Below are 19,920 nucleotides of genomic sequence, written 5' to 3'. Positions count from 1 at the left end.
GCTACGCGCTACACCTTCCCGTGTCCTGCTTGACCGCGGGCAACACCACGACCTGACCGGACGGATCGTTGACCCGCACCGAGATCGAGCACAGGTAGTAGTGGATGAAGTTGCCGTAGGTGCCGGTGCGGGCCATCTTGCGAAAGTTCTCCGGGGCCAGCGTGATTCCGCGTTCGAGCCGCTCCTGGGTGTCGTCGAGCTGGGGCGCCAGGCGAGCCAGCTCGTCGACGGTGCCGGCCAGCGACGGCCGGGCATCGGTCAGCAGGTCGGCGATGGAGGCGGTGCCGTTGTCGAGTGCGGTGACCGCGGCCCCGATCGGATCTCGCTCCTGGGAGAGTTCGGTGACCAGCTGCTCCAGCCGGTCGATGGTGCCGCCGAATTGCGCGCCGTCCGTCGACAGGGTGGCCATCACCGTGTTGAGGTTGTCGATCAGCTGCTGCACCACCGCGCCGTTGTCGGCGAGGGTGGTGGTGAACGAGGTGGTGCGCGCGAGCAGCGAGCCGACCGTATCCTCTTTGCCCTGCAGGATTTCCAGCAGCGACCAGGTGAATCCGTTGACGTCGCGGGCGTTCAGGCCGGCGATCACCGGCTTCAACCCACCGAGCAGGACGTCCAGATCCAGTGCGGGCGTGGTTTTGTCGGCCGGGATCTGTGCGCCGGCCCGCAGTATCTCGGTGGTGGCCGGTCCTTCGGTCAGTTCCAGGTAGCGGTCGCCGACCAGATTCAGATATCGCACCGCGGCCCGGGTGCCGGTGGTGAGGGCGACGCCGCGGTCGGTGTCGAAATCGACGGTGACCGAGTGGTCCGGGCGCAGCCGCACCGTGCCGACGGTGCCCACCCGCACCCCCGCGATGCGCACGGTGTCACCCGCGCGAATACCCGAGGAGTCCGCGAACACCGCGGAGTAGTTGGTCGACGCGCCGCCCCGGAAGTCACCGAATACCAGGATCAGCAGCGCCGACAGCACGACCATGACCACGGCGAAGGCGGAGAATTTCAGCAGCGGGCCGTTGCGGCGATCCATTATTTGCCCCCGTTCGTCCCGAACAGCAGGTGCTGCAGCCATTCCGAGTTGAAGTTGATGCCCTGCTGACCGCGCGCGTACGGATTCGCGCCGACGTCGGCGACCACGAACGGCGGATGCGTGTCGTAGGGCACGGGCATCCCGACGCACTGCGGACCACCCTTGGCCGCGACCTTGGGCAGGCTCTCGGGGTAGCTGTAGGGGAAGGTGCCGAACAGGAAGTTCGCCGAGATCATGACGCCCTCGGCTTCGGCGGGCGGCAGGCGGTCCAGTCTGGCCAGACCCTCGATCCCGCAGCGCAGTGCTTCGCGATACTCGTTGGTGAGCTGCACGGTCGGCACCAGCAGGTGCAGGGTGCTCGCGAGCGCGTCCTGATTGTCGGCCAGCACCTGGTTTCCGCTGTCGGACAGTCCGATCACCCCGGTCAGCAGCGCGTCCAGGTTCTGCTGCTCGTCGATCAGGGTGGCGCCGATGGCGGTCGCGTCGGCGGCGGTGCTCACCAGTGCCGGAGCGCCGTCGGCGTAGGCCGCGGCTACCACGGGCAGCTGAATGAGATCGGTGTTCAGGGCGGGCAGCGCCGGTTCCAGTTGCGCCAGAAAGGCTTCCAGGTCCGTGAGCAGCTGACCGATCCGCTGGCCCCGGCCCTTGGTCGCGGTCGCGATGGCCCCGAGGGTGGCGTTCAGCTTCTCGGGTTCGACCTTGCCCAGCACCTGGGTGAGCTGCTGGAAGATGGTGTTGATCTCGACGGTCACATGGTCGGCGTCGAAGGTCTGACCGGCGGAAAGCGCTGCGGTCGAGGGCTTTTCGGGCGCGATGAACTGCACGTACTTCGCACCGAACACGGTGGTGGACGCGATGTCGACCGAGACGTTGGCCGGGATCTTCGACAGTTGCCCGGAATCGATGGCCAGCCGGATCACCGCCGTGCCGTCCGCGCGCTCGTGGATCTCGGCGACCTTGCCGACCGTGACCCCGCGCATCTGCACCTTGGCGTCGGGGTACATCACCAGCCCCGCGCGGCTCGAGAGCACGGTGACCGGCACGGTGTCGTCGAGTCCGCCTTCGAAGAGGGTGATCGCGCCGCCGACGGCACCCGCGACCATCCCGATGGACAGTAGACCCACCAAGGGGCGCAACAGATTCGAGAACACCGATATGCCTATCCCGAGAGATTGAAATTCCCGTTGGCGCCGTAGACCGCCAGCGAGACCAGCAGCGTCACCGAGACCACCGCGATGAGCGAGGTGCGCACGGCGTTGCCGACCGCGATCCCCACCCCCGCGGGCCCGCCACTGGCGAAGAAGCCGAAGTAGGTGTGTATCAGCAGGATCGTCAGCGCCATGGCCAGCGCCTGCACGAACGACCACACCAGATCGATGGGATTGAGGAAGGTGGAGAAGTAGTGGTCGTAGAGCCCGGCCGACTGCCCGAGCAGGACGACGGTGGTGAAACGGCTCGCGATGAACGAGGCGATGACAGCCAGCGCGTACAGCGGGGTGATGGCGACCATGCCGGCCACCAGCCGGGTGCTGACCAGGTAGGCGATCGGTTCGATGGCCAGAGATTCGAGGGCGTCGATCTCCTCGTTGATGCGCATGGCCCCCAGTTGCGCGGTCGCGCCCGCGCCGAACGTCGCCGCCAGTCCGATGCCCGCGACCACGGGCGCGGAGATGCGGACGTTGATGAACGCGGACAGGAATCCGGTCAGCGCCTCGATGCCGATGTTGCCCAGCGAGCTGTAGCCCTGCACCGCGAGGGTGCCGCCGGTGGCCAGGGTGAGGAAGCCGACGATCACCACGGTGCCGCCGAAGACCGCCAGCGCGCCCGCGCCCATGCTGATTTCGGCGATGAGCCGGATCGTCTCGCGGCGATAGTGCGCGGCCGCGTACGGGGTCCGGGTGAGCGCCTTGACGTAGAAGATGGTGTGGTCGCCGACGCGACCCACACTGTTGATCGGGCGGCGCACGCGTCGGAGCGTCGCCGGATATCTGGCGGCGATGGTCATTGATCCCCCTTCATCGCGCCGTCATCTGGATGCCGACCGCGGTGACCACGACATTGATGACGAACAGCGACATGAACGCGTAGACAACCGTTTCGTTGACCGCGTTGCCGACCGATTTCGCGCCGCCGGTCACGATCAGCCCGCGATAGCACGCCACCAGACCCGCGACGAACCCGAACAGCAGCGCCTTCACCGATGAGATGAGCACCTCGTCGAGGCCGGTCAGCAGGGTGAGCCCGGCGGCGAACGCGCCCGGGTTGACGTCCTGGACGAAGACGGAGAAGACGTAGCCGCCCAGGATGCCGATGATGCAGACGAGGTTGTTCAGCAGGAATGCCACCAGCCCGGAGGCGAGCATGCGCGGGGTGACGAGCCGCTGGACCGGGTCGATGCCCAGCACCCGCATGGCGTCTATCTCCTCACGGATGGTGCGTGAACCCAGATCCGCGCACATCGCCGTCGCACCCGCGCCCGCGACGATCAGCACCGTCACCATCGGGCCGACCTGGGTCACCGCCCCGAAGGCCGCGCCGGCGCCGCTCAGATCCGCGGCGCCGAGTTCGCGCAGCAGGATATTGAGGGTGAAGCTGACCAGGACGGTGAACGGAATCGCCACCAGCACAGTGGGAATCATCGAGACCCGCACGATGAACCAGGACTGTTCGAGGAATTCGCGGGTCTGGAACGGCCGCACGAATACGAAGCGGACCGCGTCCGCGGACATGGCGAACAAACCGCCGATGGTTTGGAATACGCCCGTACTCCGCCGCGCCATCCAGGTGGATCGGGGAATCAGTTTCGAGGCCATGAGCTCACCGCCCCTCCACACCGTTGGGAAATGGCATTCTCGAATGTGACTTAGCCTACATGCCCGATTTGAGAATTCAATACTCGCCGGGACCCGTGATCCCGTGCGCGCAGAACGCCCACACCTCACCGGCGGTGATCGGCCGCAGGTCGCCGTCGACCGTCCCGGGATGGGCGATGTACATGACGGTCTGCATCGTGATCGCGGCCAGCCGGCGCGGATTGCCACCGGCCCGCAGCCGCCCGGCCGCGCCGACGCCCTCTAGCAGATCGGCGAACACCACGAACAGCGTCGCGTGCGCGACCCGCACCTCGGTGGGGTTCGAGGTGCGCAGCTGCGGGGAGAAGTCGGTGAACAGCGGCCGGTAGGCATCCGGATCGGGGCGGCACAGCTGGAACAGCAGCTCGACCGCGACCCGCAGGCGATCGAGCGGATCGTCGAGTGTCTGTGCGGCCGCGCGGATCTGGGCCGCGGTCTTGGCCACGGCCTCCTCGTACAGCGCGAGCAGCAACTGATGCTTGCCGTCGAACTGGAGATAGAAGCTGCGCAGGGATTGTCCCGAGCGGTCGACGATCTCCTGCACGGTGAAGTCGATGCCGCCCTTCTCCGTGATGAGCGCCTGCGCCGCGTCCAGGAACTGATCGACGCGCAGTTCCGCGCGCACCGCGGCGGCGCGCAGTGCGCGATCGACCGCGCGCTGCTTCCATGCGGCCTGCCGGGTTTCACCCGTCGTGCTCATGGCCGTCCGCCTCCCTTGCTGGTCACCCCTTGGTAGAGTACCGTTCTCATTCACGGAAGGGGCATTCTTCCGAACTGAGATCAACAAATCCGGAGGAATACCGTGGGACGTGTTGAGGGCAAGGTCGCATTCATCACGGGCGCCGCACGCGGTCAGGGCCGCAGCCACGCCGTGCGTCTGGCCGAGGAGGGCGCCGACATCATCGCGGTCGACCTGTGCGAGGACATCGCGAGCCTGGGCTACGCACTGGCCCGGCCCGAGGACCTCGAGGAGACCGCGCGCCTGGTCACCAAGACCGGCCGCCGCGTGGTCACCGCCAAGGCCGACGTGCGCAAGGCCGACGAGCTGCGGACCGCGCTCGAGGCCGGCGTCGCCGAACTCGGCAGGCTCGATATCGTTGTGGCACAGGCCGGTATCGCCGGCATGAAGGGCACGCCGCCCGTGCAGGCGTGGTCCGATGTCATCGACGTCAACCTGATCGGCACCATCAACGCCATCCAGGTCGCGCTGCCGCATCTGAGCTCGGGCGCCTCGATCATCGCCACCGGCTCGGTCGCCGCGCTCATGGACGCCTCGAAGAAGGATCAGCCCGGCAAGGATCCCGGTGGCTACGCCTACGTGCACTCCAAGCGCGCCCTGTCCGCCTACGTGCACGACCTGGCGACCAATATCGCGCCGCTGGGCATCCGCGCCAACGTGATTCACCCGACGAACGTCAACACGCCCATGCTGCAGAGCGAGCCGATGTACCGCTCGTTCCGGCCCGATCTCGAACACCCGACCCGCGAGGACGCCGAGCCGGTGTTCGCCGTGCAGCAGGCGATGCCGATCCGCTACGTCGACCCCGAGGACATCAGCAACGCCGTGCTGTACCTGGCCTCGGACGAGGCCCGTTACGTCACCGGCACCGCCGCGCGCATCGACGGCGGCGGGTACCTCAAGTGGTACGACTACCACATCTGATCGGTCGGAATCTCAATGCGCACAGCCGATTACGGAACGATAGCGAGGAATGGACGATGAAGGTCCAGGTCGATTCGGAACGCTGCCAAGGCCATACGCTGTGCGCCCTGAGCGCACCGGCGGCGTTCGAGCTCAGCGAGATCGACGGTCACTCGTCGCCGGTGTACGACGGTGACGTCCCCGGCGATCAGGAGGAGCCGGTGCGCGAAGCCGCACGATCCTGCCCCGAACGCGCCATCACCCTCATCTGAGGCGACCCCGCCGACAGGCGTCACATCGGACCACCGGAGGAACACACAGTGAGCATCGACGATGTCGCCGTCGGCGAGGATCGCAAGCGCAACAGATACCACTTCGACCGCCACACCGCCGACTACCGCGGTCACTTCGAGAAGATCACCGAGGAGCTGCACGAACGCTGCCCGGTGGCCTGGACCGACACCTACGAAGGTCACTGGGTGGCCAGCAGCGCGGACGCGGTCTTCGAACTCGCGCGCTGCCCGCACGTGTCCAACGACCACGATCTGCGCGGAGAACGCAAGGGCTACAAGGGCATTTCCATCCCGACCGCGCGCCGGGCGGCGGTGGTGCGCGGCGGCATCCTGGAGATGGACGACCCCGAGCACCGCATCTACCGGGCGGTGCTGAACCCCTACCTGTCCCCCGCCGCGGTCAAGCGCTGGGAGCCGTTCATCGACGAGGTCGTCCGGGCCAGCCTGGACGAGAAGATCGAGAGCGGCAGCATCGATTTCGTCGATGATCTGGCCAACATCGTGCCCGCGGTGCTGACCCTGGCCATGCTCGGCATCTCCCTGGACAAGTGGTCGACCTACAGCGAACCTGTCCACGCGGCGGTTTACACCCCCGAGAACTCGCCCGACGCGGTGCGGGTCGCGGAGATGCACCGCCAGATGGGCCTGGACCTGGTGATCAACCTGCACGAGATTCGCGAGAATCCGCGCCCGGGCCTGGTGGACGGACTGATCCAGTTGCGGATCGACGGCGAACCCGCACCCGACCTCGAGATCCTGGGCATGCTGGGCCTGATCATCGGCGGCGGCTTCGACACCACCACCGCGCTCACCGCGCACGCCCTGGAGTGGTTGTCCGACAACACCGATCAGCGCGAGCAGCTCAGCCGCGAGCGGGAAACCCTGCTCAATCCGGCCACCGAGGAGTTCCTGCGCTACTTCACCCCGGCCCCGGGCGACGGGCGCACCATCGCCGCCGACTTCGACGCGGCGCAAACCCGGTTCGAAGAGGGCGAGCGGCTGTGGCTGTCCTGGGCGATGGCCAACCGCGACCCCTCGGTGTTCCCGGATCCGAACCGTATCGAGCTGGACCGTAAAGGCAACCGGCACTTCAGCTTCGGGCTCGGCATTCACCGGTGCATCGGCTCCAATGTCGCGCGCACGGTGTTCAAATCCATGCTCACCGCGGTGCTGGACCGGATGCCGGACTTCCACTGCGACCCCGCGGGCGCCGTGCACTACGACACGATCGGCGTCATCCAGGGCATGCGGAAACTCCCGGCCACCTTCACCCCCGGTCCGCGCCTGGGTCCCGGGCTCGACGAGACCCTGGCCAAGCTCCAGCGCATCTGCGTCGAACAGCAGCTGGCCGCACCGGTCACCGTGCGTTCCCAGGCCGCGGTCATCGACTGACGCGTCCGATCACCACCTCGTGTAGGGAGTTCCGGCTTTGGCGTACGTGATCACCCAGAACTGCTGCAAGGACGCCAGCTGTGTACCGGCCTGCCCGGTGGACTGCATTCGCCCGCTCGCCGGCGCTGTCGGCGAGCCGGGCGCGCAGATGCTCTTCATCGATCCCGAGACGTGCATCGACTGTGGCGCGTGCGCGGACGAATGCCCGGTAGGCGCGGTCTACTCCGAGTACGACCTGCCGCCGGAGCTGGAGCGGTTCCGCGACATCAATGCCGCGTACTTCCAGCGTCATCCGCTCGAAGCGACCGTGCCCGAAACTGTTTCGCCGGCTCCGGCACGCGCGGAGCTGCGGGTCGCGGTGGTGGGCGCGGGTCCGGCGGCCTGCTACGCCGCGGCGGAGCTGCTCGGCATTCCCGGGGTAGAAGTCGATCTCTTCGAACGACTGCCGACCCCCTTCGGCCTGATCCGGGCCGGGGTCGCGCCCGACCATCAGCGCACCAAGTCGATCGTGAAGATCTTCGATCGCGCGTTCTCCGACAGCCGTTTCGGCTGTCATCTGCACGTGGAGGCCGGGCGGGACATCACCCATGACGAGCTGCTCGCCCACCATCACGCGGTGATCTACGCGGTGGGCGCTTCCGACAGCCGGGATCTGGGCATCGCGGGCGAAGAGCTGCCCGGCAACTACGCCGCCGCGGATTTCGTCGGCTGGTACAACGGGCATCCCGACCACGCCGATCGCAGTTTCGAGCTGTCGGGTTCGCGCGCGGTGATCATCGGCAACGGCAACGTCGCCCTGGACGTGGCCCGGATGCTGCTGCTGGACGCGCCGGCGCTGGGGCGCACCGACATCGCCGAGCACGCGGCGGACGCGCTGGCGGACAGCGGAATCGGCGAAGTCGTGATCCTGGGCCGGCGCGGGCCGCGCGAAGGCGCGTTCTCCGCGGGCGAGTTCCATGCCCTGGGGCATCTGCCGGGCATCGACGTGGTCATCGAAGGCGGCGATCTGACCGCGCATCCGGATGACGACGTGGAGACCACCATCAAGCTGGAACTGGCTCGCGAATACGCCGACCGCGGAACCACGCCGGGGAACAGGCGAATCGTGTTCCGCTTCAATTCCTCCCCGGTGGAGCTGACCGGTCGCGAGCGGGTGACGGGCGTGCGAGTGCTCTCCACCGTCCCGGGTGAGAACGCGACAGAACTGCTCGACACCGCACTGGTGTTGCGGTCCATCGGTTTCCGGGGGCGGGCGCTGGCGGGGCTGCCCTTCGACGACGCGGCCGGGATCATCCCGAACGAGCGTGGCCGGGTGGTGGATTCGGACGGGCGGACACTGCCGGGGACCTATGTCACCGGCTGGATCAAACGCGGCCCGCGCGGTGTCATCGGGACCAATCGCACGTGCGCGGCCGAAACGGTGGCGCAACTGCTGGCCGACTACGCCGCGGGCACGCTGCACAGGGATGTCGGCGACCGGGGGGCGGTGCGGGAGCTGCTTGCCGGGCGCGGGATAACCCCGGTCGATTGGCCGGGGTGGCGCGCCATCGACGACGCCGAACGCGCCCGGGGCGCGAGCGCGGCCCGGCCCCGCGTCAAGTTCGTCACCATCCCGGAGCTGCTGGCGGGCTCTCGCGGCTGAGACCGTCGCCCACACCGTCGATTTGGAGGCGTGATGAAGGATCTCGTGGACCCGGGCATCGACATCGATTCCGATATCGGTGCGCTGACGCGCGCGGACACCAGCCTGCTGTTGTCCGCGGCGGAGGAGGCCGAGGCGGATGCCGCGGCCGCGGAGGCCATGGCGACGGCGGCGCGCGCCCGTGCGCGAGCGGTGGCCCTGCGCCGCCGAGCCGAGGCCGTCTCGAGCACCGATGTCTCACCGGCGGAAGCCGACGACGCACCCGAGTCGACGCCGCCATCGAGCACGGGTGCCGAGGCCGGCACTTCGATACCGTCGTCCGAGGGCACGGTCCGCGCGGAACCCGCGGCGGACGACGCACCGACCGACGACGGCGTGCTCATCGTCGACCTCGGTACCGACGACACCGACCCCGGTGCGAAGGCCGAGAAGGTCATCGAATCCGCCACTGCGAGAACCTCCGACGACACGGTAGGCGAGCCCGGCGGCTCTAGGTTGCGGCGGTGGGTGTCGCGCGCCCGATCGGGCGGCCGCCGCACGGCGGTCCTCGTGCTGGCCACCGCGGTGCTGGTCGCTTCGATCGCGGTCGGTGCGTTCTCGGTGTGGAACCACCACCGCGTCAGCGATACCGACAGGCGCACAGCCGAGTTCAGCGCCGCCGCCAAACAGGGCGTCGTCGCGCTCACCTCTTTGGACTTCAATCGCGCCAAGGACGACGTGCAGCGGGTCCTGGACAACTCCACCGGCGCGTTCCGCGACGACTTCCAAAGTCGCGCGGAAGATTTCACGAAGGTGGTCGAGCAGTCCCAGGTCACCACCGAGGGCAGGGTCAACGCCACCGCGGTGGAATCGATGACCGAGGATTCGGCGGTCGTACTCGTCGCGGCGACCTCGCAGATCACCAATTCCGCCGGGGCCAAACAGGAACCGCGCGTCTGGCGGCTCAGCGTCACCGTGACCCGGGTCGACGGCCAACTGAAGATGTCGAAGGTGGAGTTCGTCCCGTGATCATCGCACTTCGCAATCGCGCGCTGCGCGTCGTGGCGCTCGTGCGCCGCGCACCCGGTATCACCCTGCTCGCGGTCACCGCCATCGCCGCCGTGCTCGTCGCGGCGAGCCTGATCCGGTGGCAATATCTGCCCGACAGCCGCACCGACGACACCGGTTCCGCCGCCGCCCTCGCCGCGGCCAAGGACGGCACCATCGCCCTGCTGTCGTACGCCCCCGAGACCCTCGACCACGACTTCGATACCGCCAAAGCCCATCTCACCGGCGATTTCCTGGCCTACTACACCCAGTTCACCCAGCAGATCGTCACCCCGGCGGCCAAGGAGAAGTCGGTCAAGACCAGCGCCACGATCGTGCGCGCGGCGGTCTCGGACCTGGGCGCGGAGGCGGCGACCGTGCTGGTATTCATCAACCAGACCACCACCAGCGCCGAGAAACCCGAACCGGCCCTGACCGCCAGCAGCGTCCGGGTCACCCTCGCCCGAGTGGACGATTCCTGGCGCATCTCGGCGTTCGACCCCGTCTGATACCTGCCGATCCGCGCCCGTGTGGACGGCGGCACCGCATCCAGAACGCCGCGAATCCGGAAGGGAATCACCATGTCTCGTTCGCTCTCCGACATCGGCACCGCACTGTGCCTGGCGATCGAGCCGACCGGTGCGGGATTTCACCCCGGCGCGGTCCACGAGCATCCGCTCGTGCTCGCCGAGACCTGGATCGAGCTGAGCACCGCACGCCCGCTGGACCCCGCGACAGTACGGCGCGTGCGCACCACCGATCTGCTCGGTACGAAGCGGCGCACGGCCCGGATGCGTGCACAGGCCGTCGCCGAGGGTGACGATCCGACGGCGGCGATCGTGCTCGTCGACCTGGAGGTGATCATCGCTGAAGACGTCTCGAGCGCTCGACGTGCGCTCGAACGCCTGGATGCCCTCGTGGAGACGCCGCCGTCACCGACCACGCTGCGCTACATAGGAACTCCCGCGGGGCTTGCCGGGTTGATCTCCGACATCCATGCCGCCCAGGTGGCCGACGGTGTGGTCCTGCTGCCCTTGGCGAACGCCGGGATATTGGCCCTGATCGCGTCCACGACGCTTCCGGTTCTGGCCGCCGCGGGGGCATCGACGGACGCGCGTCCACTGACAGTCTTGCTCGAATCACTCATCGAGCACCCGGATGGCGAGATCCCCGCGCACTGATCACGCATTCACTAATCCCGCTCCAGCCCGAAGGCGCGGAGCCGGAGCCACACCGACGCATGCCGGTTCTGCTGCGCCGCAGACACATTCGCGAACCGTTCGGTTTCGAGGCGGTTCGCCGCGTGTCGAGGGGGCTGGCTATCGTGTGGTGATCGCATCGAAGTCGGTGTCGCCGCACGAGTGAAAGTGAAAGGCCAGTGCTGGTCCACAACGGTGAGCAACCGGACGAATCCGCCGCCTGGCCCGCGTCAGCTCCCGAGCCGATTCTGCTACCCGCTCCGGAGGAGACCGACTGGGAAGGCGATCCGTACTCGTGGCTGGATGAGGAGCCCGAAGACGATCGGCCGGGGGCCGACGACAACCCGGATCTCGATACCGGTTCCGCGATGCCCGAACCCGCGTCGCTGACGAAGGCTCCTCGGTCCGAAGACGACGAGATTTCCTTCATCGCAACCGAAAGCGGCGACATCGCCGTCGCAGACCCGGCATGTGGTCGCGAACCACCGGACCGGGGCGAGCCCAAGCGGGCAGTCCCCGTTACGTTCCCGCCCCCGGAGTGGGCAGATTATCTGCGGCTGAACAATTTACGACCGCGAACTCGCAAGAGGTCGCCAACCGGCCCATCGACTTGGCGGGTGATCGGTGCTGTCCGCCCCTACTTTTCGATCGTTCGAGCTTCGCAAGCGTTGACGGCGTTCAACTCGGCACGAAAAGCACGGCGTGCTCGGCCCGAGCCCGTAGCGCAACGCACCCGCCCGAGGCCGAGAGTTCCGGCCTCCATTCGGAAAATTCCGCGCGAGCGTGTGCACAGTGCGGTGGCCGGACTGCTCGCGCTGGCCGTGCTGATCGGCGGCGTGTGGTGGCTGCTGGCCGACGTACGCGCACACACCGACCCGAGCAAGCCCGGCGAGAACGTTCGGGTCAGTGTCCCGTCCGGCACACCCGGCCCGACCGGTCAGCAGCAGCCGACCTCGCCGCCGGCACCGAGCCCGACGACAACACGCAACTGCTATCCCTTCACCTGCTGATCGGTCTTCGCCGAGAGCGGCATCGGATACGAAAGGAACCGTGGTTCATCACAACAGCCGATCCACGGTGATCGGCAGATCCCGGACTCGAACCCCGGTCGCGTGGTGCACGGCATTGGCCAGAGCGGCTGCGGCGCCGACGATCCCGATCTCACCGGCTCCCCGTGAACCCATCGGGTTGGCGTGCTCGTCCGATTCATCCAGCCAGATCGCTTCGATGTCCTGCACATCCGCGTGTGCGCTGATGTGATACCCGGCGAAGTCCTGGGTCACCACGTGGCCGAAACGGTGATCGCGCACGCTCTCCTCGTGCAGCGCCATCGACAGTCCCATCGTCATGCCGCCGATGAGCTGTGATCGCAGCGTGCGCGCGTTGATCGCGCGCCCGACGGAGAACACTCCCAGCATGCGCGGCACCCGAACCTCGCAGGTGTCGCGGTGCACAGCCACTTCGGCGAATTGAGCGCCGAAGGAATGCATCGCGAACTCCTCGGTGTCGGGGTTCTCCGGCGCGTCGGCGGTGGTTGCCGCCCCGATCGCGGGGGCGGTGCCGTGTTCGGCGCGGAAAGCCCGGGCGGCGGTGACGACGGCCGTACCCCACGAGGTGATTCCCGACGACCCGCCCGCGACCGACGCGGACGGCAGATCGGTATCGCCGATCCGCAACTCCACCGCTTCCATATCGCAGCAGAGTGCATCGGCGGCGATCTGGGTTAGTGCGGTCCACGTGCCGGTGCCGATGTCGGCGGCGCCGATCCGCACCTCGAAACGACCGTCGGCCCGGAATTCGATCCGGGCCGTATTGCCCGGACTCACGTTCACCGGATAGGTCGACGCGGCCACCCCGGTTCCGATCAGCCACTCGCCGCGCGTCCGGCTGCGAGGCGCGGCGTCGCGATCGTGCCAGCCGAACCGCTCGGCGCCGATGCGCAGGCACTGCAGCACCTGCCGCCCGGACCAGGGCCTGCCTGTCTCGGGGTCACGCTCGGGTTCGTTGCGGATGCGCAGTTCGATCGGATCGATTCCGCACGCGATGGCGAGTTCATCCATCGCGACCTCGGCCGCGAACATGCCGGGGCATTCGCCGGGCGCGCGCATCCAGAACGGAACGGGCACATCGAGCGCGGCGAGGCGATGTGATGTCCGCCGATTGGGTGTGGCATACATCGTGCGTGACACGACCGCGGTCTGCTCGGCGAACTCCTTGACGGTGGAGGTGGATTCGATCGCCGCGTGCCACAGCGCGGTCAGCGAGCCGTCGGTGTCGGCGCCGAGCCTGATCCGCTGAATCGTCGGCGTGCGATAGCCGACGAGCGCGAACATCTGCTGCCGGGTCAGCGCCAGCTTCACCGGCCGCCCGCCGCTGCGCTGGGCCGCCATGATGACGAGCACGTTGTGCGCGTGGGGGGCGCCCTTGGCCCCGAAACCACCGCCGACGTGCGGCGCGATCACACGCATCCGGTCGAGTTCCAGGCCGAACAGCGGCGCGAGTGTCTTTCGGACGGTGTGCACGCCCTGCGTCGAGTCGTAGAGCGTCAGCCGTGGCTGTCCGGAGGATTCGTCCCACATCGCGATGGAGGCATGGGGTTCCATCGGATTGTTGTGTTCGGTGGGGGTGGTGTAGGTCTGATCGATAGTCACGGCGGCAGCACGCAGCGCGGCCTCGACGTCGCCCTGTTCGGTGTCGGTGGGCGAACCGTCGCTGACTTCTTCGGGGGCGTAGAGCGCAGGATCGTCCGGGCGAAGTTCGCTGTGGTGGGGGTCTGCCGCGTAGTCGACGGTCACCGAATCCGCCGCGTGCCGGGCGATTTCGAGAGATTCGGCGAGGACCGCGCCGATGAGCTGGCCGCGGAAATGCACCTGATCGTTTTGCAGGATGCTGAGCTCACCATCCGAAGTGTCCGCAAGCTTCGGGGCGTTGAACACCGTGAGTACGGCGAGTACCCCGTCCATGCGTTCGGCCGGCGCGGTGTCCATCGCGGATACGCGGCCCTTGGCGACGGTGGCCTGGATCGGATGCAGGTACGTGGCTTTGTCGACCGGGTGTTCGAAAGCGTATCGGGCTGCACCTGTGACCTTTGCCGGTCCGTCGACCCGGGGCAGCGGCGCCCCGATCGAGTTGCCTTCGAGAGCGGTCATCGCGATGCCCCGTCGGAGAGCGAGCGCAGCGTGGCGACCAAGGTTCGCTGTGCCAGATCGACTTTGAACTCGTTGCCCGCCAGAGGTTTCGCGTGGACCAGTTCGGCGTGAGCCGCACGCGCGAACGAGTCGTCCGTCGCGGGGGATCCGCGCAGTACTTTCTCGGCCTCCTTGGCGCGCCACGGCACATGTGCGACACCGCCGAATGCGATGCGCGCCTGGGCTATATCACCGCCGGGGTCTCGAACCAGTTCGGCGGCAACCGAAACGAGGGCGAAGGCGTAGGAGGCCCGGTCGCGCACCTTTCGATAGTTGGACTTGGCACCGGACGGGGGTGGGGGAATCTCGACGGCGGTGACGAGCTGACCGTGGGCGAGCACGGTGTCCCGGTCGGGGCGGTCGCCCGGCAATCGATAGAAGTCCGCGAGCGCGATTCGCCGCTCGCCGCCGAGATCCTGCAGCACCACTCGCGCATCCAGCATGCTCAGCGCGACGGCCATGTCCGAGGGGTGGGTCGCCACGCAGTGCGGTGTGGCGCCGAGGATCGCGTGATAACGGACGTAGCCGCCGATCGCGGAGCAGCCGCTGCCGGGCTCGCGTTTGTTGCACGGGGTGCTGACGTCTTGGAAGTAGACGCATCTGGTGCGTTGCAGCAGGTTTCCGGCCGTGGTGGCCAGATTGCGCAGCTGCCCGGAAGCGCCGGCCAGCAGCGCCCGTGACAGGGCGGGGTAGCGAGCACGCACCAGCGGGTCGGCCGCCAGATCGCTGTTGCGGACTTCCGCGCCGATCCGCAAGCCTCCGTCGGGGGTCTCGGTGACGTCGGTGAGCGGCAGGCGGCTGACATCCACCAGCAGTCGTGGCGCCACGACACCGAGCTTCATATGGTCGACGAGATTCGTTCCGCCGCCGAGGAATACCGCATCCGGACGTTCGGCCAGCACCGTCACCGCGTCCTGCGCACTGCTTGCGCGATGGTATTCGAACGGGATCATGACGCGGCCGACTGCCGGATCGCGGCCAGGATGTTCGGGTAGGCCGCGCATCGGCACAGATTGCCGCTCATCCGCTCCCGGATCTCCGCGTCGGTGAGTTCCGGCTCCGCCGCGAGATCGTCGGTCACGTAGCTGGCGTGGCCCGATTTCACCTCGTCGAGCATGCCCACCGCGGAGCAGATCTGGCCCGGGGTGCAGTAGCCGCATTGCAGGCCGTCCTGATCGAGAAAGGCCTGTTGCATGGCATGCAGATCATCATTCGTCGCCAGCCCTGCCGCGGTGCGGATGTGCGCGCCGTCGTTGGCGACCGCGAACGTGAGGCAGGTGGTGACGCGGCGGCCGTCGAGCAGAACGGTGCACGACCCGCACTGGCCGTGGTCGCAGCCCTTCTTCGGTGCGGTCACCCCGAGCCCTTCCCGTAGGGCGTCGAGCAGGGTCGACCGGTTGTCCACGAGCAGCGACCGTTGTTCACCGTCGACGACCAGGGTGAGGTAGGTCCGAGTGTCTGCGGGTCCCATTGTGCCCGCATACCCGTATTGCTCGGGCCGAATCGCTCCGCTGCGATCTTGTTGATTCGGCCCGGCGGACTGACTTCGTGCGGTTCGCGCCGGACCCCCGTTGATCGGCCGGCCAGGCTGTTCTCGAGCTTCGCTTCAGGCCGGGGGCACCAGCGTGTGCAGCACGACTTTGCCCTGCGCGTGCGTCTTCGCCTGGTACAGGCTCACATCCGCGGCCTCGAGCAGGGTTTCGGCGTCGGTGGTCGTCACCGGTGTGACGACCGCGCCGATGCTGGCCGACACCGGCAGCCGATGCCCCTGCACCGCAACGGGATCGGCCAGCGCCTCCAGCAGGTCAGCGCCGATCGCACCGACCTGTTCACTGTCCACGGGCGGCAGGATCAGCACCACGAACTCGTCGCCCCCGAGCCGGGCCACCACGCAGTCCCGGTCGCGGACCGCGTTCTCCAGCCGCGCCGCGACCGCGATCAAGACCTGGTCGCCGATGCGGTGCCCGAAGCGGTCGTTGATGCCCTTGAACCGGTCCAGATCGACGAAGCACAGCCCGGCCCGGTCGCCGGGCCCGGCCGCGGTGAGCATGGCGCTCATCCGCTCGAGCAGTTCGCGGCGGTTGGCGAGCCCGGTCAACGCGTCCACGCGGGCCTGGTGGTGCAGTTCGTCCTGCAGTTGCCGTCGTTCGGTGACGTCCTCACCGATGGCCATCAGGTAGTCCTTGCCGCCCACGTCGGCCAGATAGGTGATCGCGAAGCGCGACCAGCCGGTGCCGCCGTCGGCGCGCAGGGTCCGGCGCTCGAGCCGGACGGTTCCGGTCCGTGCGGGCACCAGCTGATCGAAGATCAGGGTGCGGATCTCCTCCATGTCGTCGGGGTGGCTGTGGTCGAAGGGCGCGATCTTCTGCACCTCGGTGGAAATGCCGAGCAGTTCGACGAACGCGGGGTTCACCAGCAGCGGGGTGCCGTCGACATTTCCCAGCGCCACCGCGATCGACACCCGCTCGAACATCGCGCGGAACAGCTTCACGCGTTGCTCGGACTCGGTTTCGGGCTCGGGCTCAGCCAGCAATTCGGCGCGGCGCAGGTGATACCCGGTGCCCAGGGTCGCCAGCACGGTCGCCATCCGGGCGGCGGCGTCGGGACGGTCGGTGTGCTCGGCCAAGCGAAAGAGCACCCCGGCCGAAACCGCGGGCACCGTCGCGTCCCGCAGGCCCGCGGTCGCCAGCCCTGCGCCCACCCGCGCACCGGCGTCGGGATCGAATTCCGCGGCCGTCATCGTGGCGAGCAATTCCTCGACCCACCCGACCAGCGAACTCTCCGGGACCTGCCAGCCGGCGGTGGTCAGTACCTGCCACCACATCCCCGCCAGGTGCTCGGCATCGCTCATCTACGCCCTTCGGATGGTCGCCGGTGCGGAGCCGCCGGGTGGCGACGGGCATGATCCGACTCGCGGTAATCCTGGGGCAAATCTACTAGCCGCGCGGCGCAGGAGACCGCCGCGCGGCGCGAACTCCGAAAGAACGTAATTCTCAGTTTTGAAGAATTAGATATCGCTTCGGCGCGCACCCGGCCATATGATCGAAGGATGCGGACCCAGGAACCCCAACCGGCCTGGATGCGGCGATCGGTGGATCGTTCGCTGCACACCGCCCGCCAGCGCGCCGGACAGCGCGCGAACCGTTTCCTGGATGCCGCCCAGGCCGCCATCACCGAGAAGGGCAGCACCGACATCACGGTGCTGGAGGTGGTCGAACGCGCCGGGCAGTCGCTGACCAGCTTCTACACCCGCTTCAACGGCAAGCACGAGCTGCTGCTCGCGCTGTACGAGGAGACCCTGGACCGCACCGTCGACCAGATCCGCGCGGCCACCGCCAATTACGACGACCCGATCGCGAAACTGCGTATCGCCGTGGAACTGCTGTTCCAGCTGTGCCGCCCCGACCCCGGCACCTACCGCCCGCTCTTCACCGAATTCGCCCCGCAGCTGCTGCGCGCGGACCCGGCGGCGGTACGCAAGGCGCACGCGTCACACTTCACGCTGTTCACCGAATTGCTCACCGACGCAGCGGATTCGGGATTGCTCGCCCCGGACGCGAATCCGCGCCGGCTGGCCGCCATCACCATGCAGGCGGTCATGTACATCGCCCGGCCCACCGCGGCCGACGACACCGACCCGATCGACGCCGCCGACGTCTGGCGGTTCTGCGCCGCGGGCTTGACCGGCGACCCGCACTGAGTCACCCGCGAGACGCGCGGCCGATCAGCTCAGCGGGCTCAGATCCGCGACGATCGGCGGCCAATTGGACATTCCGCTGCACAGCCTTTCGGTGGCGTCCACCCGGCGCGGCACCTCGGAGTCCTCGCCGAGCCCGGCCGCGGTCAGCGCCTGCGCCTTGAACACGCGCGCGGCCGCGCTGAGCCGATGCAGGACGGGATCGACCGGGAAGGCGTTGGCGGGCCAGCCCGCGCCCCACCCCACCACTTGAATCCCGCCGTCCGCCATAGCGAGTCGCAATCCTTCACCTGTTCGCGCGTCGCGGTCGATGACATCGGCGGCGATGGCGATCGCATGTGGTTGACGACCCGATCCCCCCGAGTCCAGGACCGCCTTCAGGTCCAGCACCTCCGCGCCCAGGATGCGCATCGGCCGGTCGTCGTCGGTGAGCTCGTCCACCAGCACGCTCACTTCCCACCCCGCGGAGGCGCGGTCGAAGAGCCAGCCGCCGGCGTGTTCGACCACGTCCGCGATATTGGCCGCCACCACATCCAGGCGGTAGCGGATGTTCCCCCATTCGAATCGGTCGCGGGCGCCGATGATCCGGGAATCGCGCGCACCGGCACGCTGAGAAGAGTCGAATGAGCGAGCATCCATGATTCTGACGATAACACCATTCTCCCAGTTAGGAACCTAGAAATTGCGCCGCACTAGTTGATCATGATGTACATGCCTCTCCAAAAATGATAACGTCATTCTCGCCTACCGAACGACCCCCATGGAGGATCCAGATGTCGGCTCCGACCAGCAGCGCTTCCCTGTATCCGCCCGGCGGCTTCGGCCCGCCCAAGGATCGGCGCGGTCACGCCGCGGGGACCCTCGGCCTGCCCACCGGCACCGAGGTGTTCTCCGCCGACAACCACATCTCGCTGGCGCACGACATCTTCTTCGAACGATTCCCCGAGTCCCTCAAGGACAAGGCGCCTCGGGTCTGGTACGAGGACGGCGCCTACCAGCTCGGGCGCAAGGGAAAGTCGTTCCTGCCGGGCGATTTCAGCCACGTCCTGATGCAGTACGACCCGCTGGCGGGCTCGGGCAGCGCGGACCTGGACGCACGCATCGCCGACCTGCGCGCGGACGGCATCGCGAAGGAACTCGCCTTCCCGAACGCCCTGCTGGCGCTGCTCTTCTACCCGGACAAAGAGATTCGCGAACTGTGCTTCCGGATCTACAACGCCTACATCGCCGAACTCCAGGAACGGTCCAACGGCTGTTTCTACGGCGTCGGCCTCATCAACTGGTGGGACGGGGACGGTGCGCGCCGCACCCTTGCCGAGCTGAAGTCGCTGGGGCTCAAGACATTCCTGCTGCCGCTCTCGGCCGGAAAGGACGACGACGGCAAGGTCATCGACTACGGCGGCGCGGCCATGATCCCGGTGTGGGAGGCGATCGAGGAATCCGGCGTGCCGGTCTCGCACCACATCGGCGAATCCCCGCTGTCGGCGCCGTGCGAGGTCAACAGCGTCGCGGTCGGCATGATGCACAATGTCGCGCCGTTCCGGGAGCTGTTCTCCAAGTACATCTTCAGCGGCATCCTCGACCGGCATCCGGGCCTGAACGTGGGCTGGTTCGAAGGCGGGATCAACTGGGTGCCCGCCGCGCTGCAGGACGCCGAGCACATGCTCGCCTCCTTCCAGCACATGCTCGATCGCCCGGTCGAACACGACGTGCGGTACTACTGGCGCACACACATGCGCGCCTCGTTCATGGTGGACCCGCTCGGGCTGTCGCTGATCGACCAGATCGGCGTGGACCGCGTCATGTGGTCCTCGGACTATCCGCACAACGAGAGCACCTTCGGCTACTCGGAGAAGTCCCTGGCCGCGGTGGTGCAGGCGGTGGGCCCGGCCGACGCCGCCCGCATCGTCAGCGCCAATGTCGGGGAATTCCTGGGCCTGTGAACCCCGGTGAAAGCGACTGAAA

The 19,920-nt window shown here is 67.8% G+C and carries 19 protein-coding genes and 1 pseudogene; 10 read left to right on the top strand and 10 right to left on the bottom strand.

Going from position 1 to position 19,920, the window contains the following annotated elements; all coding sequences use genetic code 11:
• Position 1: 1 nt before the first annotated feature.
• The 5 genes from ACFVBH_RS24790 to ACFVBH_RS24770 all read right to left on the bottom strand — a co-directional run bounded on the left by ACFVBH_RS24790 (position 2) and on the right by ACFVBH_RS24770 (position 4,576).
• The gene (locus tag ACFVBH_RS24790; protein ID WP_354988707.1) at positions 2-1,024 is read right to left on the bottom strand and encodes an MCE family protein; all 1,023 of its coding nucleotides are present in this window, start codon (positions 1,022-1,024) and stop codon (positions 2-4) included.
• Positions 1,024-2,127 carry an MCE family protein gene (locus ACFVBH_RS24785; protein WP_379004915.1) on the bottom strand — a complete coding sequence of 368 codons (1,104 nt, stop codon included), beginning with the start codon at positions 2,125-2,127 and terminating at the stop codon, positions 1,024-1,026. Before ACFVBH_RS24785 ends, ACFVBH_RS24790 begins: the two co-directional genes overlap by 1 nt.
• A gap of 56 nt (positions 2,128-2,183) precedes the next feature.
• On the bottom strand, positions 2,184-3,029 hold the full coding sequence (locus ACFVBH_RS24780; protein ID WP_354988709.1) for an ABC transporter permease: 846 nt from the start codon (positions 3,027-3,029) through the stop codon (positions 2,184-2,186).
• A gap of 10 nt (positions 3,030-3,039) precedes the next feature.
• Positions 3,040-3,804 (bottom strand): ABC transporter permease, encoded by a 765-nt coding sequence (locus ACFVBH_RS24775; RefSeq protein WP_354988730.1) that lies wholly within the window; start codon positions 3,802-3,804, stop codon positions 3,040-3,042.
• Positions 3,805-3,913: 109 nt separating this feature from the next.
• The gene (locus ACFVBH_RS24770; RefSeq protein WP_379004912.1) at positions 3,914-4,576 is read right to left on the bottom strand and encodes a TetR/AcrR family transcriptional regulator; all 663 of its coding nucleotides are present in this window, start codon (positions 4,574-4,576) and stop codon (positions 3,914-3,916) included.
• Between the two features lie 102 nt (positions 4,577-4,678).
• On the opposite strand from ACFVBH_RS24770, the gene ACFVBH_RS24765 reads away from it, so the two are divergent.
• The 8 genes and pseudogenes from ACFVBH_RS24765 to ACFVBH_RS24730 all read left to right on the top strand — a co-directional run bounded on the left by ACFVBH_RS24765 (position 4,679) and on the right by ACFVBH_RS24730 (position 12,080).
• Positions 4,679-5,539, top strand: coding sequence for a mycofactocin-coupled SDR family oxidoreductase (locus tag ACFVBH_RS24765; protein WP_354988711.1), 861 nt, complete (start codon positions 4,679-4,681; stop codon positions 5,537-5,539).
• Between the two features lie 56 nt (positions 5,540-5,595).
• The gene (locus ACFVBH_RS24760) at positions 5,596-5,790 is read left to right on the top strand and encodes a ferredoxin (RefSeq protein WP_354988712.1); all 195 of its coding nucleotides are present in this window, start codon (positions 5,596-5,598) and stop codon (positions 5,788-5,790) included.
• A gap of 48 nt (positions 5,791-5,838) precedes the next feature.
• On the top strand, positions 5,839-7,203 hold the full coding sequence (locus ACFVBH_RS24755) for a cytochrome P450 (protein WP_379004909.1): 1,365 nt from the start codon (positions 5,839-5,841) through the stop codon (positions 7,201-7,203).
• A gap of 37 nt (positions 7,204-7,240) precedes the next feature.
• Positions 7,241-8,845: an FAD-dependent oxidoreductase gene (locus ACFVBH_RS24750; RefSeq protein ID WP_379004907.1), complete on the top strand. Its 1,605-nt coding sequence runs from the start codon at positions 7,241-7,243 to the stop codon at positions 8,843-8,845.
• Between the two features lie 636 nt (positions 8,846-9,481).
• Positions 9,482-9,853 (top strand): annotated as a pseudogene (locus tag ACFVBH_RS24745) (hypothetical protein); the annotation flags it as partial.
• Complete coding sequence (locus ACFVBH_RS24740; protein WP_379004905.1) at positions 9,850-10,380, top strand: twin-arginine translocation pathway signal; 531 nt, start codon at positions 9,850-9,852, stop codon at positions 10,378-10,380. The pseudogene ACFVBH_RS24745 and the gene ACFVBH_RS24740, both read left to right, overlap by 4 nt.
• Positions 10,381-10,452: 72 nt before the next feature.
• Positions 10,453-11,052: a hypothetical protein gene (locus tag ACFVBH_RS24735; protein WP_379004903.1), complete on the top strand. Its 600-nt coding sequence runs from the start codon at positions 10,453-10,455 to the stop codon at positions 11,050-11,052.
• Between the two features lie 197 nt (positions 11,053-11,249).
• Entirely contained in the window at positions 11,250-12,080 is an 831-nt protein-coding gene (locus tag ACFVBH_RS24730) for a hypothetical protein (RefSeq protein WP_379004901.1), read from the top strand.
• A 48-nt stretch (positions 12,081-12,128) separates the two neighbouring features.
• Here the strand turns inward: ACFVBH_RS24730 and ACFVBH_RS24725 are convergent, their stop codons facing one another.
• From ACFVBH_RS24725 to ACFVBH_RS24710, 4 genes are all read right to left on the bottom strand, one after another.
• Positions 12,129-14,219 (bottom strand): xanthine dehydrogenase family protein molybdopterin-binding subunit, encoded by a 2,091-nt coding sequence (locus ACFVBH_RS24725; protein WP_379004899.1) that lies wholly within the window; start codon positions 14,217-14,219, stop codon positions 12,129-12,131.
• On the bottom strand, positions 14,216-15,211 hold the full coding sequence (locus ACFVBH_RS24720) for an FAD binding domain-containing protein (protein ID WP_379004897.1): 996 nt from the start codon (positions 15,209-15,211) through the stop codon (positions 14,216-14,218). The genes ACFVBH_RS24725 and ACFVBH_RS24720 overlap by 4 nt, the downstream gene beginning before the upstream one ends.
• Positions 15,208-15,729: a 2Fe-2S iron-sulfur cluster-binding protein gene (locus tag ACFVBH_RS24715; protein ID WP_379004895.1), complete on the bottom strand. Its 522-nt coding sequence runs from the start codon at positions 15,727-15,729 to the stop codon at positions 15,208-15,210. Before ACFVBH_RS24715 ends, ACFVBH_RS24720 begins: the two co-directional genes overlap by 4 nt.
• Positions 15,730-15,864: 135 nt before the next feature.
• Positions 15,865-17,109: a diguanylate cyclase domain-containing protein gene (locus ACFVBH_RS24710; protein ID WP_379004893.1), complete on the bottom strand. Its 1,245-nt coding sequence runs from the start codon at positions 17,107-17,109 to the stop codon at positions 15,865-15,867.
• 198 nt (positions 17,110-17,307) lie between these two features.
• Between ACFVBH_RS24710 and ACFVBH_RS24705 the strand changes: the two genes are divergently transcribed.
• Positions 17,308-17,958, top strand: coding sequence for a TetR/AcrR family transcriptional regulator (locus tag ACFVBH_RS24705; RefSeq protein WP_379004891.1), 651 nt, complete (start codon positions 17,308-17,310; stop codon positions 17,956-17,958).
• 24 nt (positions 17,959-17,982) lie between these two features.
• Here the strand turns inward: ACFVBH_RS24705 and ACFVBH_RS24700 are convergent, their stop codons facing one another.
• Positions 17,983-18,594 (bottom strand): hypothetical protein, encoded by a 612-nt coding sequence (locus ACFVBH_RS24700; RefSeq protein ID WP_379004889.1) that lies wholly within the window; start codon positions 18,592-18,594, stop codon positions 17,983-17,985.
• Positions 18,595-18,728: 134 nt separating this feature from the next.
• Here ACFVBH_RS24700 and ACFVBH_RS24695 point away from each other — a divergent pair, with 134 nt between their 5' ends.
• Entirely contained in the window at positions 18,729-19,898 is a 1,170-nt protein-coding gene (locus tag ACFVBH_RS24695) for an amidohydrolase family protein (RefSeq protein WP_379004886.1), read from the top strand.
• The last annotated feature ends 22 nt before the right edge of the window (positions 19,899-19,920 follow it).

It is taken from the genome of Nocardia sp. NPDC057668 (genome assembly GCF_042799795.1).
Lineage (GTDB): Bacteria > Actinomycetota > Actinomycetes > Mycobacteriales > Mycobacteriaceae > Nocardia.
The sequence above is the reverse complement of the archived record's forward strand: the minus strand, read 5'-3'. Positions and strand labels throughout refer to the sequence as shown.